The sequence below is a fragment of the Streptomyces endophyticus genome, from assembly GCF_035798155.1.
Taxonomy (GTDB): domain Bacteria; phylum Actinomycetota; class Actinomycetes; order Streptomycetales; family Streptomycetaceae; genus Streptomyces; species Streptomyces endophyticus.
The window spans coordinates 50,018-65,138 of the sequence record NZ_JAOZYC010000093.1; the positions used below are offsets into that span (position 1 = coordinate 50,018).

The window sequence follows — 15,121 nt, forward strand, 5'->3', positions numbered from 1 at the left end:
TCGGGAGTGTGTGTGAACGGCATGAGACGGCAACGGATGCTCGCTGCGTGCGCGACGGCGCTGGCGGTCACGGGAGGAGTGCTGCTGGTGGCGGGGCCCGCGCAGGCGCAGCCCGAGCTTCGCGCCGCGGCCGACCCCGCGGGTGACTTCGACGGCGACGGCTTCGGCGACCTCGCGGTGGGCGCGCCGGAGGGGACGATCGCCGGGTTCGCGAAGGCGGGCTACGTCTCGGTGGCCTACGGCACCGCGCAGGGCGTGCGCACCACTCGCCACAAGGGCATCACCCAGCGCACCGCGGGCATCCCCGGCACCCCGGAGGCGGGCGACCGGTTCGGCTCGGCGACGGCCGTCGGGGACGTGGACGGCGACGGGTACGCGGACCTGGTCATCGGAGCCGGCGGGGAGGCCATCGGCTCCGTCAAGGGGGCCGGCTCGGTCACCGTCGTCTTCGGCGCGAAGGGCGGGCTGAGCGCGGACGCGATCGCCTTCCACGCCCCGACCCCGACGGCCCGCCAGGCCTTCGGCGACAAGCTGGCCGTCGGCGACTTCGACCACGACGGCCGCGCCGACATCGCGGTCGCGGCCGGGACGAAGGTGCACGTGGTGAAGGGGGCCGCCCATCTGCGCGACACCCCGAAGCCGGCCATGAAGGCCCTCACCCCGCCCGGCGGCGGCGCCGGAACCGGGCGGATCGCGGCGGCCGACGTCAACGGTGACGGATACCAGGACCTCGCCACCGTCGCCTACGCCGACGACGCGGCCGACGAGGGCACCCTCGGTGTCCTGGCCGGGTCGGCCACGGGCCTCACCGGTACGACACTGGGCAAGACGGGCCTGCCGTTCGCGGGTTACAGCATCGTCGCCGGTGATGTCACCGGCGACGGCAAGGACGACATCGTCGTGGACACCAGCTTCTCGGACGGCCCCGACGACTTCCTGCTGCGCATGTTCCCGGGCACCGCTTCGGGGATGGGCGCGGGCGTCACGTACGAAGGCGAGGCGCAGCCCGGCCGCGCCGGCGTCCTCGCCGACCTCGACGGCGACGGCCACGCCGACCTCGTCACCGCCGACACCACCGCCACCGACCCGGACGGGTTCAACAACGCGGGGGCGGTCACCGTCGTGCCCGGCGCCGACTCCGGCCTCGACGCACAGGGCGCGCGCACCATCACCCTGGCCACGCCCGGCGTGACCGGCTCCAGCGAGGGCAACGACCTCTTCGGCTCGGCGGTGGCCGCCGGCGACTACGACGCGGACGGCACGGCCGACCTCACCGTCGGCGCGCCCGGCAAGTACCTCGGCACCGGCGCGGTCAGCGTCATCCCCGGCTCGGCGGACGGCCCGACCGGCAAGGGTTCGATCCTCTTCACGCCGGAGGACCTGGACCACCCGGCGGCCAAGGCACGCTTCGGCTCGGCGCTGGGCGCCACGACCCGTTAAAGGTTCAGAGCCCGCGTCTCACCAAGAGGCCCCCGCCCGGCGAGTGTTCTGCCGGACGGGGGCTCGCTCATCTTCGGGGCCGCCTGCGGGCCGCCCCGAAGCGGTCAATCGGTCAAGCAGTCAAGCGGTGAAGCGGTGAAAACCTCAGCCGCCGATCGGGCCGGGGTTGTTGTCGTCGGCGTCCTGGCACTGCTGGATCCGCGCCTGGATCGCCCGCGCCTTTGCGCGCTCCTTCGCGGCCGACTTGTGGTAGCCGAGAGCGTCCAGCTTGCTGGCCTTGGACTTATGGCTGGCGACCTGCTGGCGCATCTTGGAAATGTTGCAGGTGATCGGGCCACGGGCCGACACGCTGGTCTGGTCGGCAGCGGGGGCGGCCTGCGCGGGCACGGCCGAGAACAGGACGCCGCCCGCGATGGCGGCGGACACGGCGAGTGTGGTGAAACGACGAGGCAAGGTTCTGTCTCCAAGTGGGGGGTTGCACAGCCCTGTTGGGGGGCTGATGACGATCTGTCACTGTATATGAAGAGATCCAATTCCCAGGCCCCCTCCGGCACCTGAGCCGGCCGGGCTTGCGCGCTGGATCCGCTGTGGGGCCAGGAGTACCATCGGTACCATGCCGAATAGCAGCAGCCCGAAGAAGGCCCTGAACCTGAGGTTCCCGGACCCGGCACAGCGCGAGGCCATCGAGACCGCGGCGAGGCAGCAGAACATGTCGCTGCAGGAGTACATCCTGTCGGCGGCCTACGACAGGGCGACCGCAGTCGAGCGGTCCTACCTGAGCGCCTTCCAGGCGTCCATGGCGCACAGCGGAGCCGCCTTCAAGGACGCCGACGATCTGGACCCGAGCCCCGACCGGCGCGCCGCCGAACAGGGTGCGCGACGTGAACTCGACGCGCAGCAGCCGGAGCAGGGGCACGCCGCGTGAGCAAGCCCGGCCCCCGGCACCCGCTCGACGTCCAGTTCCTCCTCCACGCGGCCGAACTCCTCGACGGCGACCCCCAGGTCGACGACTACGGGACCTTGTACGCAGCGGTCGCGCGCGTCAACGCGCGAGCCTTGGAGCACGACATCTACGGGTCACTGAACCTGAAGGCGGCCGCCCTCCTTCAGACGCTGGCCCGACTCCCCTGCCTGGAACACTCCAACGCCGCGTTCACCTGGCACTCCACCGAGGCCTACCTGCTGCTCCACGGCCAGCACCTCGACTACCCACCCAAAGCGGCGGTCGAGCTGGTGCGTGACGCCGCATCGTCCCGCCTCGGCGTCGCCGGAATCGCGCGCCAACTCCGCGACTGGACCACCACCTGACCGCATGGTTCGGGATCTCACCGCCCCGCGCTGTCCGTGAGGACCTCGTCCAGGACGCTCAGCAGACGGTCCGCGTCGTTCGTGTCGAAAACCAGTGGGGGGCGGATCTTCAGGACGTTGCCGTGCGTTCCCGTCGCCGAGATCAGGACCCTGCGTTCGCGGAGGCCGTTGACCACCGCGGTCGACAGTGCCTGGTCCGGGGTCTTGGTGTCTCGGTCGGTGACCAGTTCCACGCCCGCGTACAGGCCCGCGCCGCGGACGTCCCCGACGGCCGGGTGGCGTTTGCTCAGGTCGGTCAGGCCCGCGCGCAGGGTCTCGCCGACCCTGTGGGAGTTGTCGAGCAGGTTCTCGTCCCGAATGACGTCGAAGGTCGCCTGAGCGGCGGCGATGGCGACCGAGTTGCCGCCGAAGGTGTTGAAGTACCGCATGTCGTGGCCGAATTCGGCGACGGCGTCGTGGGTGACGGCGAGGCCCGCGACGGGGTAGCCGTTGCCCATGGGCTTGCCCATCGTGACGATGTCGGGGTGTACGTCGTGGCGCTGGTAGCCCCACATCCGCTCCCCCGAGCGCGCGAACCCGCACTGCACCTCGTCCGCGATGAACAGCCCTCCCGCCTCCTGCACCGCCTTCACGGCCGGGCCGAGCAGGTCCGTGGGCTGGGCGTACAGGCCGTCGGAGCTGAAGAGCGAGTCGACGACGAGCGCGGCCACGCCCACTCCGTGGCGCTCCAACTCGCGTATCTGCTCGCGCACATGGCCAGCGAACCACTCCCCCATCCCCTCGTGCGGAATGCGGTACGAGTCCGGGGTCGGCACGCGGCGGACCCAGGTGCCCAGCACGGCGTTCTCCCCCATCGCCGGTGAGATCCCCGCCACTTGGTCCGAATTGCCGTGGTACGCCTCCGAGGTGATGATGACGCCCTGGTTGCCGGTGCGGTACTTGGCGATGCGCAGCGCGAGGTCGTTGGCCTCCGAGCCGGTGCAGGTGAACATGGCGTGGCCGTCGGCGACCGGCCCGGTGAGGGTGGCCAGCAGGTGCTCGGCGTAGTCCAGGACGCCTTCTTGCAGGTAGCGGGTGTGGGTGCACAGCGTCTGCATCTGCTGGTGCACGGCCTCGACGACGTGCGGGTGGGCATGGCCGACCGAGACCACGTTGTTGTACGCGTCGAGGTACTCGTTTCCCTCGTCGTCCCAGAGCCGACAGCCCTCGCCGCGCACGATGTGGAGTGGCTGCTGATAGAAGAGGCGGTAGGCCGGTCCCAGCAACTTCTCGCGGCGTTCGACGAGTTGGCGGGAGGACCGGGAGAGTCCCTCCGCCGCGTTCGGGTCGAAGGCGTTGTTCATCTTTCCGCGGGTCTTGGTTTGGTGTGTGGCCTTGGTCTCTCGGGTGCTCATGCGCGTCCTTGGGTGTGCGGTGGGCCGCTGAGTGGATCGGCGGCTCGGCCAGAGGAACGTCGAGGAGATCTCGTCGGGCGTACGGTCGAGGAACCACGCCAACTGCCCCCAACCCGGCGCGGTGTTGCGCAGGATGTAGGTGGTGTTGCCGGGGATCAGCGACGCGCGGTGCAGCGTGATGAGCGCGCGGGCGACCACCCGGCCCATCACGAGGTGCGGGAGCAGCGCCCGTTCCGTCTCGGTGAGGTCGGCCGAGCGCAGGTATCCGCGCAGTACGTCGCGGGCCCCGGCGAACAGGTCCGGCACCACTCGCCGCGCGGCGTCCCGCGGCAGTTGGTTGAGCAGTGCGGTGGCGACGTCCACGGCGATCGCGGTGTGCACGGCGTCGCCGAAGTCGATGACACCGGTGACGAATTCGGCGGCGTCGTGGTCGACGAGGAGGTTGGAGGTGCTGAAGTCGTTGTGCAGCACGTGGCCGCGCAAGGACGGCAGGTGGGGCACGACCACGTCCATGTAGCGGTCCAGGCCGGTGGTCAGGGCCTGGCGCTGCGCGGCGTCCGGGACCTCGTCGAGCAGCGGGCGCAGCGCCGGGAGGTGACGGACGTCCCAGGCGCACACCCTGTCGTCCGCCGGATGCCGGAAGTCGGCGGTGGCGTGCCGCAGTTGGGCCAGCATCTCCCCCACGCGTTCCCGCTCCGGCGCGGACGTCCCGGTCGCGTCGAGCGGTGTGCCCGGGGCGAAGGTCATGACGCGTGCCAGGCGGCGCCGGGCGGACCCGTCCCTCACCGGTTCGAGCAGCCGGCCGCCGTCCGAGGGCAGCAGCTCGGGGACCGGCACCCCGTACCCGGACTCGTGCACGTGCCGCATCAGCTCCGTCTCGAAGGCGACTTCGTCGTCGTCCTCGTCCGGGTGGGAGACCTTGACGACGAATCGCTCGCCTTGTGAGGTGTCGAGGCGGAACGTGTCGTCCTTCTCGGTCGCCAGCCGGGTCGCGGCGACGATGTCGAGGGACCACCGTGCGCGGGCCAGGGTGACCGCTTCGACCTCGCCCATGACCGCGTGGGCCGCGGCCAGTCGTCCGCTCCCGAGGCCGAGTCGGTCGAGGGTCACACCGGGCCTCACGCCCGGCTCCACGCCCTCGACCTGCCGGGCAACAGCGTCCGTCATGCGACCGTCCTCCCCCGGCGCGCCGGTCACCGGTGCTCTCCGTAATGACGTACCTGACGTTCGTCCGCTCCTCGTGTTCCGCTTCTCCTCGTACTCCTCGTACTCCTCGAAGGAATACGCCGACATGCCCTCGCCAAAACCTGATACCCGAGGTCCGGATCGGCTCCGCCCCTACCGGAAGCCGAGGTCCGGATCGGTTCCGGTCAACTCCCCGCTCGCGGCCCAGAGGCGAGCGGCCACCTCCGCGTCGGCCATGTGCGCGGGGACGGGCTCGCACCGCGGTGTGCCGCGCAGGCCGAAGACCCGCGGCCCCCACAGCTGCCCTCCCCGTACCTCCGGGTCGAGGACGGCACGCACGACGGGCCGTGCTCCGGCGTCCTTGCCCTGCACCAGGAGCGCGGCGGGCAGGGCGCGCAGCCGCTCGGCCGCCGTGGTCACGGACACCGGTGGGCGGGACGGGGTGAGGGAGTCGAGTGCGCCGCCGGGGTGGGCCACCACGCTGAGCACCGTGCTGTTGATGGCCCGCAGTCGGCGGTCGAGTTCGAAGCCGAAGGACATCTGCGCGAGCTTCGAGCGGCCGTAGGTGCGCTTGGGCCGGTAGTCCAGGGTCGACTGAAGATCGTCGAGGTCGAGGCGTTCGGAGCGCGCAGCGAAGCTTCCCACCGTCACGACGCGGCCCGCCGGCGCCGCGGAAAGCAGGGGCGCCAGCCACTGGGTCAGGGCGAAGTGGCCGAGGTGGTTGGTGCCGAACATGAGCTCGTGGCCGTCGCCGGTCTCCCGGCGGGGCGGGTCGTCGAGCGCGACCCCGGCGTTGTGGACCACCGCGTCGAGGTGGTCGAGGTCCAGCCGGTCCGCCACCGACTTCAGGGACGCCAGGTCGGCGAGGTCCAGGGGAAGGTGGCTCAGGTGCGCGTCGGGGACGCGCGAGCGGATCGAGGCCATGGCGGTGTCGGCCTTGGCGCGGTCCCGGCTGCCGAGGACGACGTGCGCGCCGGTGGCGGCGAGCTGCTCCGCGGTGAAGTAGCCGATTCCGGCGTTTCCCCCGGTGACCAGGAAGGTGCTGCCCTCGGCGGACGGCAGCCGGTGAACGTCCCACGGCCGGCGCCGGGATGCGGAAGACACGGTGTCGGGCTCCTTGCGGTCTGGGCGGCGTGCTCCGGGGGAGCACCGATGCACCCAGGGTGGCAGGCGCTACCGACATGTCGCCGACAGGTCTCCGACACACCGCGGCCCGGACCATGACGTCAGTCGCGCGTGGCGGTCGACGTCATGAAGTCCGGGCCGTGAGCGGGCCGCAGGAGTTTCCGGCAGGTCAGCCCGCGACCCCGGCCCGCTCCTCCGAGTCCGTACCGGCCTCCGCCCCGGCCGGTGCGGACTGCGGGCCCGCACCGGTCCGGCGGCGTACCGCGAGGACGTAGACCACCGTGAGCAGCGCCAGCCAGACCGCGCCGACCTCGAGCGCCACGCGCGTGTCCTCGTGGAAGCCGAGCAGGACCAGTACGGCGGCCATGAAGACGAGCGTGATGATCTGGCCGTAGGGCCAGAACGGGGCCGGGAACTTCAGGGCCGCGGACTCCTCGGCCGACATCTGGCTGCGGGCCTTCACGTGGGTCAGCATGATCATCACCCAGACGAAGACCGTCGCGAACGTGGCGATCGAGGAGATGATCAGGAAGATCTCGCCGGGGACGACGGCGTTCATCACGACGCCGAAGAGCAGGGCGCCGATCATGACGAGGGTGGTCACCCAGGGCACGCCGTTGGGGGTCGTGCGGCGCATGGCGGCGGGGCCGTGGCCGCGCTCGGCGAGGCCGTACATCGTGCGTCCGGCGGCGAAGATGTCGCTGTTGATGGCCGACAGGGCGGCGGTCAGGACGACCACGTTGAGGACGGCGGCCGCGGACTTGAGGCCGACCCCGGCGAAGATCTGCACGAACGGGCTGCCCGAGTTGTCGATCTGCTGCCAGGGCGTGATCGACATGATCACCGCGAGGGTCAGGACGTAGAACAGGATGATGCGCAGCGGGATGGTGTTCACCGCGCCCGGGATCGTCTTCTCCGGGGACTGCGCCTCGCCCGCCGTGACACCGATGATCTCGGTGCCGCCGAAGGCGAACATGACGATGGCGAAGGAGATGACGAAGCCGTCGATGCCGCCCGCGAAGAAGCCTCCGTTGTTCCAGAGGTTGTCCAGGCCGACGTGGACGTGGCCGCTGCCGAGGCCGAAGGCGATGACCGCGATGCCGACGAGGATCATCGCGACGATGGCGACGATCTTCACGAGGGAGAGCCAGAACTCCAGCTCGCCGAAGACCTTCACGCTGACGAGGTTGAGCGCGCCGACGATGACGACGGCGGCAAGGACCCAGATCCAGCGGGGCACATCGGGGAACCAGAAGCCCATGTAGACGCCGATGGCGGTGACGTCGGCGACGGCCACGATGACCATCTCGAAGGCGTAGGTCCAGCCGGTGACGAAGCCGGCCAGCGGGCCGAGGTACCGGTTCGCGTACTCGCCGAAGGAGCCGGCCGTGGGCGATGCCACGGCCATCTCGCCCAGGGATCTCAGGACGAGGAAGACGGCGGCGCCGCCGATCAGGTAGGCCAGCAGGACGGCGGGACCGCCCGCCTGTATGGACTCGGAGGAGCCGTAGAACAGCCCCGTGCCGATGGCGGAGCCGAGCGCGATGAAGCGGATGTGCCGTGAGTTGAGCCCTCGGCTCAGGCCGGCCTTTTCGGTACGCAAACGAGTGTCTCCCTCTTCGGGGTGGGGCCGGCGGACGTTCCGGATGACCTGACGTCCGGGCTCCCTATGACGAACGGCAGCCTGTATATTCCTGTCTATACAGGTGCGTCAAGAGGTGGTCCGATGAGTGAGCGCACGAACGGTCCCGAGCGGCCCCCCCGGAACCGCGTCGAGCGCGTCCCCGGCAGTGGGACGCGCCCTGGACATACTGCTGTACCTCGCCGGCCGACCTGGCCTGGTGCAAGCCGCTACTCTAGCCCGTGACCTGGGCGTTCCGCGCTCGTCGGCCTATCACATCCTCACGGTCCTGGCCGACCGCGGCTTCGTCACCTACGTACCGTCCGAGCAGGCCTACGGACTTGGTGTCTCCTCCTTCGAGGTGGGCTCGGCCTATCTGCGCCACGAGCCCCTGGAGCGGCTCGCCCGGCCCCTCCTGCGCACCGTCGCGAGCCGTCTCGGCCAGACCGTGCACCTCGGGATCCTGCACGGCGCGGAGACGGTCTATCTCCTCAAGGAACGGCCGCCGGCCCGCACCGGGGACATCGACATCGCACTCGTGACGGATGTCGGCGTGCGGCTGCCCGCACATCTGACGGCCAACGGGCGCGCCATCCTCGCGCACACCTCCGAGGCGCAGTTGCGCGCCCTGTTCTCCCGGCCCGGCGATCTGACCACCCGCACCGGACGCGGCCCGCGCTCGCTCAAGGAGCTGACCGCCGAGCTCGACCGGGAGCGTCGGCGCGGTTGGTCGCAGGAGGTGGAGCTGGTGTCACCCGGCTTCTGCTCGATGGGGGCGGCCGCCTTCGACCACAACGAGCGGCCCGTCGCCGCGATCAGCACCACCTGGCGCCGCCACCACGCCCCGCACGACACCGAAGAGGTGCGCGAGGCGCTCGCCCAGGGCGCGGCACGGCTGACCACGGCGCTCTCCGGACACATCCCTGCGACGGGCGGCGGATGGGCCGCCCGACCCGGTCAGTGCGTGGCGAACGCGCCCTCGAGCCGGTAGCGGGTGCCCGGGTGCAGCAGCCGCGCGATGCTCACGAGGGCGTCCCGCGACCACGTGCGGCGCTGGATCAGCAGACACGGCTCGGCCGGACCCACGTCGAGGATCGCGCACTCCTCCGGCGAGGCCAGGACCGCCTCCACGATGTGCTCGCCACGGCCGAGCGGCGCCACCTTCGACAGGAACGTGAACGGCGTCTGGAGCGTGAAGTCCTGCTCAAGATAGCCGGGCGCGAAGGCCGGGTTGACGTACCGGTCCTCCAACTGGAGCGGCACCCCGTCCTCGTAGTGCACGACCTGCGAGCGGAACACCGGCTGCCCCTTGCCGAGGCCGAGGTGCGCGCCGGTCCGCTCGTCGGCCTTCTCCTCACCCAGGGACAGCACGCGGGCCGAGTAGCGGTGGCCGCGGTGGTGCACCTCGTCGGCGATGTTGTGGACCTCCAGCAGCGCGGAGCTGGCCTTGCGCTCCGCGACGAAGCTGCCGACGCCCATGACCCGCCGGATGAGCCCGTCCGCGGCGAGCTCGCGCAGCGCGCGGTTGACCGTCATCCGGGACAGGCCGAGCGCCTCGACGAACTGGCTCTCCGAGGGCAGGGCGTCGTCCTCCTGCCAGTGGCCGTCCCTGATCTGCCGCTCGACGAGCTCCTTGACGCGCTGGTAGGCGGGCACGGCGCCGCTCGCGCCCTGCTCGTACCAGCGGGCCAGCTCGGCCTGCTCCACCGTCACATCGCCCACTGTCCTCGCCATCCACTCCCCCGCTACCGGCTGCTGCTGAGTACATCGAATCCTATGGGGGCGGCGGCGCCCGCGAACGGGCCGACGGTCCCGCTCGCGCACCAGCGTCTCGGATCCGAGAAATACCGGCGGCGGCGCTGGTCCCGGCTCCCGCGCTCGCGTGTCATGACGGTGCACAACGCCTCGACCTCCTTGAGGAGCACACATGACCAGCCCTTCCCACGAAGCGCCGGGCGTCGTCCGGGCCCCGCGCGGCACCGAACTGAACTGCCGCGGCTGGCAGCAGGAGGGCGCCCTGCGGATGCTCATGAACAACCTCGACCCCGAGGTCGCCGAGCACCCCGAGGACCTCGTCGTCTACGGCGGTACCGGGAAGGCCGCCCGCAACCACGCGGCGTACGACGCGATCGTGCGCACGCTCAAGACCCTTGAGGACGACGAGACCCTCCTCGTGCAGTCCGGCAAGCCGGTCGGTGTGATGCGGACCAACGAGTGGGCGCCGCGCGTGCTCCTCGCGAACTCCAACCTCGTGGGCGACTGGGCGAATTGGGAGGACTTCCGCAAGCTGGAGGCCGAAGGCCTCATGATGTACGGCCAGATGACGGCCGGTTCCTGGATCTACATCGGCAGCCAGGGCATCCTGCAGGGCACCTACGAGACCTTCGGCGCGGTCGCGCGCAAGAAGTTCGACGGCACGCTCGCCGGGACCATCACGCTCACCGCCGGCATGGGCGGCATGGGCGGCGCCCAGCCCCTCGCGGTCACCATGAACGACGGTGTCGCGATCTGCGTCGACGTCGACGAGACCCGTATCGACCGCCGCATCGGCACCCGCTACCTCGACGTGAAGGCCGACAACCTCGACCACGCCATGGAGCTTGCGGTCCAGGCCCGCGACGAGCGCCGCGGCCTGTCCATCGGCGTCGTCGGCAACGCCGCCGAGATCTTCCCCGAACTCCTTGAGCGGGACGCGCCGATCGACATCGTCACCGACCAGACCTCGGCGCACGATCCGCTCGCCTACCTGCCCGTGGGCATCTCCGTCGCGGACTGGCACAGGGAGCGAGAGGCCGACCCGGCGGGCTTCACGGACAAGGCCCGGCAGTCGATGCGCCTGCATGTCGAGGCGATGGTCGGCTTCCTCGACAAGGGCGTCGAGGTCTTCGACTACGGCAACTCGATCCGCGACGAGGCCCGCAAGGCGGGCTACGACCGGGCGTTCGCGTTCCCCGGCTTCGTGCCCGCGCACATCCGGCCGCTGTTCGAGGAGGGCCTGGGCCCGTTCCGCTGGGCCGCCCTGTCCGGTGACCCGAAGGACATCGCCGCGACCGACAAGGCGATCAAGGAGCTGTTCCCCGAGAACAAGCACCTGCACCGCTGGCTCGACATGGCCGCCGACCGCGTCGCGTTCGAGGGCCTGCCGGCGCGCATCTGCTGGCTCGGCTACGGCGAACGCCACCTCGCGGGCCTGAAGTTCAACGAGATGGTGGCGAGCGGCGAGCTCTCCGCGCCCGTCGCGATCGGCCGCGACCACCTCGACTCCGGTTCGGTGGCCTCCCCGTACCGCGAGACCGAGTCGATGCTCGACGGTTCGGACGCCGTCGCGGACTGGCCGCTGCTCAATGCCCTGGTGAACACGTCCTCGGGCGCCTCCTGGGTCTCGATCCACCACGGCGGCGGCGTCGGCATGGGCCGCTCCATCCACGCCGGGCAGGTGTGCATCGCCGACGGCACCGAGCTCGCCTCCCGCAAGCTGGAGCGGGTCCTGACGAACGACCCGGGCATGGGCGTCATCCGCCATGTCGACGCGGGCTACGAGCACGCCTCCTCCGTCGCCAAGGAGCGCGGTGTGCGCGTTCCGATGACGGAGGCCGAGGGCCACTCCGCGTAGGTACGGCCCCAGAGTTCCGGGAGGGCGCTCTCCCGGTAACCGTCGTCCCGGCCCGGCCTTGGTCGGGCCGGGACGACGCCCCTCGGCGCCGGGTTCGCCGGCGACGAGAGCGTGCGCCGCAGCAAGGGACGGCTGGTCCTGACCGGCAGGCCCGCTATCCGCCCACCGCGCCCCGCACGAACCGGCGCAGGTGCGCACGCACGGCATCGGGCTGCTCCAGCCAGGGCTCGTGGCCGGCGTCCTCGATCCGCGTCAGCGGGAGATCGAGCCGGAGCGCGAGGGACGCGAGAGCCGACACGGGGCGCGGGTCCTCGGCGCCGCCGAGGAGTTCCGTCCGCGCGGGCAGGCACGCCCGCAGCTCGTCCAGACGCTCATCGAGCGGATCCGCGCGCCCGTCCCCGCCGAGTTCGGCGTTCATGGCCCAGTTGACGGGGCGACGCCGCCGGGCACCCTGCGCGGCCCAGTCCCATCCGCGTTCGGGATCGGCGTGGTCGGTGAACCAGGCCAGCGTGAGCAGTTCGACCTCCTGCTCCTCCGTGCGGTCCGGCACCTCTTCCAACGCCTGGTACCGCGCCTGCTGCGCCGCGGCCATCCGGCGGCCTCTCTCCGCCCGGTACCCGGGACGCCAATCACCCACGAACGGCCCGCACATGAGCAGCATCGCGGCCACCCGGTCGGGGTGCGCCAGGCAGAACCGGCTCGCCAGGTCGGTGCCGTAGGAGTGCCCGATCAGCACGGCCCGTGCCGCGTCCCAGGTGTCGAGCAGCTCAGCGAGATCGTCGACGTGCCGGGCGAGCGAATGCCGACCCCGCCACGCGGAAAGGCCCGTGCCCCGCTGGTCGTAGCGGTACACGGGCGCGAGGTCGCCGACCATGGCGGCGACCTCGCCCAGATAGTCCGGCAGACCCGGACCGCCGTGCAACATGACGACGGGCGGCTTCCGGGCCCTGTCCCCCAGCGCTGTCCAGCTCAACCGGGCCCCGTCGGTCATCGACGCGAGGCCCCGCGTCTCCATCAAGGTCACCGCGGAGAACCTACCGATCCCGCTGAGGCTCCGCCAAGGGTTAAAGCGCTCAGCGGACCTCGGTGAGGGACACGACCGCCAGCACCCCGTCGACGGCGATGTCGGCGGGGTCCTCGTCGTCCTGGAGCAGGACCGCGTCGAGGCGGTCGAGGTGGACGGAGTCCTTGTGCAGGCTCGCGGTGCCGTCCAGGACGAGCGCCAGGACGCGGGTGCCGGGGGCAGGTTCGAGCCGCGTCGGGCCGCGTTCGATGCGTACGTCGCCCTTCGCCTCGGTGCGGCGGAGCATGACGTTGAAGTCGACCAGGGGGCCGCCGAGGAGCCGGCAGTCGGTGGTGGCGTCGCCGGAGAAGGCGAAGGGCGCGAAGCGGGTGTCCACGACGTGTTCCGTGCCGTCGACGGTGAGGGCCATGCCGGGCCCGTCGACGACGGTGATGATCCGGTCGACGCCCTCGAACGCGGAGAAGGGTCCGCTGCCCGCGACGTCGGCGAGGCTGATCCGCCACGCGAAGTCGTCCGTGCCGGAGCCCTCGGGGTGGGCCAGGACCTCGGTGGTGACGCCGCCGCCGTTCTTCCACGGTGCGGGGGTGCGTTCGTGAGCGCGCAGGATCTGGGGTGCCATGAAGGTGAGTTGTCCTTGTCTCCGTACGGGCGGCCTGGTCAGAGCCTAGTTCGTCGGGCGCGGCGCTCGGGAGGCGGAGGGGTGCGGGCCTGCGGGGCCGCCGTGCACGTCAGCGCGGGCAGGAGCGCCGAACCTCCGGGGTCCCGCGGGACCCCGGAGGTGTGAGGGAGAGCGGCCGGGTCAGACCAGCGAGCCGGTGACCGACTCGGCGGCGGCCAGGGCGCGGCCGGAGGCGACGTACTGGACGGCCTCCTCGATCTCGGGGGCGAGCCAGCGGTCGGTGCCGGGGCCCTCGACGGTCTCGCGCAGACCGTCGCGCACGGCGGCGGTGGCCGGGGCGGGGGTCAGCGGGGCGCGCAGGTCCAGGGCGCGGGCGGCGGTGTAGAGCTCGACGGCGAGGACGCGGCCGAGGCCGTCGATGGCGCGGCGCAGCTTGCGGGCGGCCGACCAGCCCATGGACACGTGGTCCTCCTGCATGGCGCTGGAGGGGATCGAGTCGACGGAGGCCGGGGTGGCGAGCCGCTTGAGCTCGGAGACGATCGCGGCCTGCGTGTACTGGGCGATCATGTGGCCGGAGTCGACGCCCGGGTCGTCGGCCAGGAAGGCGTTCAGACCGCGGTTGCGGGCCGGGTCGAGGAAGCGGTCGGTGCGGCGCTCGGAGATCGAGGCGACGTCGGCGACGGTGATCGCGAGGAAGTCGAGCACGGCGGCGACCGGGGCGCCGTGGAAGTTGCCGTTGCTCTCGACGCGGCCGTCGAGGGTGACGACGGGGTTGTCGACGGCGCTGGCGAGCTCGCGGGAGGCGACGAGTTCGGCGTGACCGAGGGTGTCGCGGGCGCTGCCGTGGACCTGCGGGGTGCAGCGCAGCGAGTAGGCGTCCTGCACATAGGTGCAGTCCGGGCCCGCGTGGCTGGCGATGATGGCCGAATCGGCAAGCAGGGAGCGCAGGTTGCCGGCGCTGTCGCCCTGGCCGGGGTGCGGGCGCATGGCCTGCAGGTCGGCGGCGAACACGGCGTCGGTGCCGAGCTGGCCCTCGACGCTCATGGCGGCGGAGATGTCGGCGGTGCTCAGCAGCCGGCGCAGGTCGTGGGCGGCGAGGACGAGCATGCCGAGCATGCCGTCGGTGCCGTTGATGAGGGCGAGGCCCTCCTTCTCCTCCAGGATGACCGGGGTGATGCCGGCGGCGGCGAGGGCCTCGCCGGCGGGCTTCTTCTCACCGTCGGCGGTGCGCACGACGCCCTCGCCCATGACGGCGAGCGCGCAGTGCGCGAGCGGGGCCAGGTCGCCGGAGCAGCCGAGCGAGCCGTACTCGTGGACGACCGGGGTGATGCCGGCGTTCAGGAGCGCGGCGTAGGCCTCGGCGGTCTCGGTGCGGACGCCGGTGCGGCCGGTGGCGAGGGTGGAAAGACGCAGCAGCATGAGGGCGCGCACGACCTCGCGCTCGACCTCGGGGCCCGAACCCGCCGCGTGGGAGCGCACGAGGCTGCGCTGGAGCTGGGCGCGCAGCTCGGTGGGGATGTGGCGGGTGGCCAGGGCGCCGAAGCCCGTGGAGACGCCGTAGTGGGGCTTGACGTCGTCGGCGAGGGCCTTGATGACCTCGCGACTGCGGGCGATCTCCTGGAGGGCCTCGGGGGCGAGGGCCACCTGGGCGCCGTGACGGGCAACGGATACAACTTCGTCGGCTGCGAGGGCACCGACACCAACAACAACGTTCATGCCCCTATGAAGCCGCAGGCGGGCAGGGTTCCGCGAGTCGTACGACACGTCTTGTGTCTGGTATCCAAGACACTGC

The 15,121-nt window shown here is 71.5% G+C and carries 13 protein-coding genes; 5 read left to right on the forward strand and 8 right to left on the reverse strand.

The genetic code is table 11. The annotated features are described in order from the left end of the window. The first annotated feature begins 36 nt into the window (after positions 1-36). Entirely contained in the window at positions 37-1,440 is a 1,404-nt protein-coding gene (locus tag OKJ99_RS11805) for an FG-GAP-like repeat-containing protein (RefSeq protein ID WP_326015943.1), read from the forward strand. 144 nt (positions 1,441-1,584) lie between these two features. Here OKJ99_RS11805 and OKJ99_RS11810 read toward each other — a convergent pair whose 3' ends face one another. Beyond that, a complete protein-coding gene (locus tag OKJ99_RS11810) occupies positions 1,585-1,893 on the reverse strand; it encodes a hypothetical protein (RefSeq protein ID WP_326015944.1) in 309 nt (102 codons plus the stop codon). Between the two features lie 160 nt (positions 1,894-2,053). Here OKJ99_RS11810 and OKJ99_RS11815 point away from each other — a divergent pair, with 160 nt between their 5' ends. Together OKJ99_RS11815 and OKJ99_RS11820 are read left to right on the forward strand one after the other, a co-directional pair. Continuing rightward, on the forward strand, positions 2,054-2,365 hold the full coding sequence (locus OKJ99_RS11815; protein ID WP_326015945.1) for a type II toxin -antitoxin system TacA 1-like antitoxin: 312 nt from the start codon (positions 2,054-2,056) through the stop codon (positions 2,363-2,365). Continuing rightward, a complete protein-coding gene (locus OKJ99_RS11820; RefSeq protein ID WP_326015946.1) occupies positions 2,362-2,748 on the forward strand; it encodes a fic family toxin-antitoxin system, toxin component in 387 nt (128 codons plus the stop codon). Before OKJ99_RS11815 ends, OKJ99_RS11820 begins: the two co-directional genes overlap by 4 nt. A 17-nt stretch (positions 2,749-2,765) precedes the next feature. Here the strand turns inward: OKJ99_RS11820 and OKJ99_RS11825 are convergent, their stop codons facing one another. From OKJ99_RS11825 to OKJ99_RS11835, 3 genes are all read right to left on the reverse strand, one after another. Continuing rightward, a complete protein-coding gene (locus tag OKJ99_RS11825; protein WP_326015948.1) occupies positions 2,766-5,309 on the reverse strand; it encodes an aminotransferase class III-fold pyridoxal phosphate-dependent enzyme in 2,544 nt (847 codons plus the stop codon). Positions 5,310-5,480: 171 nt separating this feature from the next. Then, positions 5,481-6,431: an SDR family NAD(P)-dependent oxidoreductase gene (locus OKJ99_RS11830; RefSeq protein WP_326015949.1), complete on the reverse strand. Its 951-nt coding sequence runs from the start codon at positions 6,429-6,431 to the stop codon at positions 5,481-5,483. A gap of 190 nt (positions 6,432-6,621) precedes the next feature. Then, on the reverse strand, positions 6,622-8,055 hold the full coding sequence (locus OKJ99_RS11835; protein ID WP_326015950.1) for an amino acid permease: 1,434 nt from the start codon (positions 8,053-8,055) through the stop codon (positions 6,622-6,624). 127 nt (positions 8,056-8,182) lie between these two features. On the opposite strand from OKJ99_RS11835, the gene OKJ99_RS11840 reads away from it, so the two are divergent. After that, positions 8,183-9,064, forward strand: a complete 882-nt coding sequence (locus tag OKJ99_RS11840; protein ID WP_326015951.1) for an IclR family transcriptional regulator — start codon at positions 8,183-8,185, stop codon at positions 9,062-9,064. Here the strand turns inward: OKJ99_RS11840 and hutC are convergent. Further along, complete coding sequence (hutC, locus tag OKJ99_RS11845) at positions 9,031-9,807, reverse strand: histidine utilization repressor (RefSeq protein ID WP_326015952.1); 777 nt, start codon at positions 9,805-9,807, stop codon at positions 9,031-9,033. The genes OKJ99_RS11840 and hutC overlap by 34 nt on opposite strands. Before the next feature lie 193 nt (positions 9,808-10,000). Here hutC and hutU point away from each other — a divergent pair, with 193 nt between their 5' ends. After that, positions 10,001-11,686: a urocanate hydratase gene (gene hutU / locus OKJ99_RS11850; protein ID WP_326015953.1), complete on the forward strand. Its 1,686-nt coding sequence runs from the start codon at positions 10,001-10,003 to the stop codon at positions 11,684-11,686. 154 nt (positions 11,687-11,840) lie between these two features. Here hutU and OKJ99_RS11855 read toward each other — a convergent pair whose 3' ends face one another. The 3 genes from OKJ99_RS11855 to hutH form a co-directional block, all read right to left on the reverse strand. Continuing rightward, entirely contained in the window at positions 11,841-12,701 is an 861-nt protein-coding gene (locus OKJ99_RS11855; protein WP_326016237.1) for an alpha/beta fold hydrolase, read from the reverse strand. 58 nt (positions 12,702-12,759) lie between these two features. Beyond that, positions 12,760-13,329, reverse strand: a complete 570-nt coding sequence (locus OKJ99_RS11860) for a HutD/Ves family protein (protein ID WP_326015954.1) — start codon at positions 13,327-13,329, stop codon at positions 12,760-12,762. A 180-nt stretch (positions 13,330-13,509) separates the two neighbouring features. After that, entirely contained in the window at positions 13,510-15,045 is a 1,536-nt protein-coding gene (gene hutH / locus OKJ99_RS11865) for a histidine ammonia-lyase (protein WP_326015955.1), read from the reverse strand. Positions 15,046-15,121 lie beyond the last annotated feature (76 nt).

Coding starts and splice junctions, on each gene's coding strand:
- OKJ99_RS11805 (WP_326015943.1), top strand. CDS start 37: ATGCTCGCTGCGTGCGCGACGGCGCTGGCGGTCACGGGAGGAGTGCTG.
- OKJ99_RS11815 (WP_326015945.1), top strand. CDS start 2,054: ATGCCGAATAGCAGCAGCCCGAAGAAGGCCCTGAACCTGAGGTTCCCG.
- OKJ99_RS11825 (WP_326015948.1), bottom strand. CDS start 5,309: ATGACGGACGCTGTTGCCCGGCAGGTCGAGGGCGTGGAGCCGGGCGTG.
- hutC (WP_326015952.1), bottom strand. CDS start 9,807: ATGGCGAGGACAGTGGGCGATGTGACGGTGGAGCAGGCCGAGCTGGCC.
- hutU (WP_326015953.1), top strand. CDS start 10,001: ATGACCAGCCCTTCCCACGAAGCGCCGGGCGTCGTCCGGGCCCCGCGC.
- OKJ99_RS11855 (WP_326016237.1), bottom strand. CDS start 12,701: ATGGAGACGCGGGGCCTCGCGTCGATGACCGACGGGGCCCGGTTGAGC.
- OKJ99_RS11860 (WP_326015954.1), bottom strand. CDS start 13,329: ATGGCACCCCAGATCCTGCGCGCTCACGAACGCACCCCCGCACCGTGG.
- hutH (WP_326015955.1), bottom strand. CDS start 15,045: ATGAACGTTGTTGTTGGTGTCGGTGCCCTCGCAGCCGACGAAGTTGTA.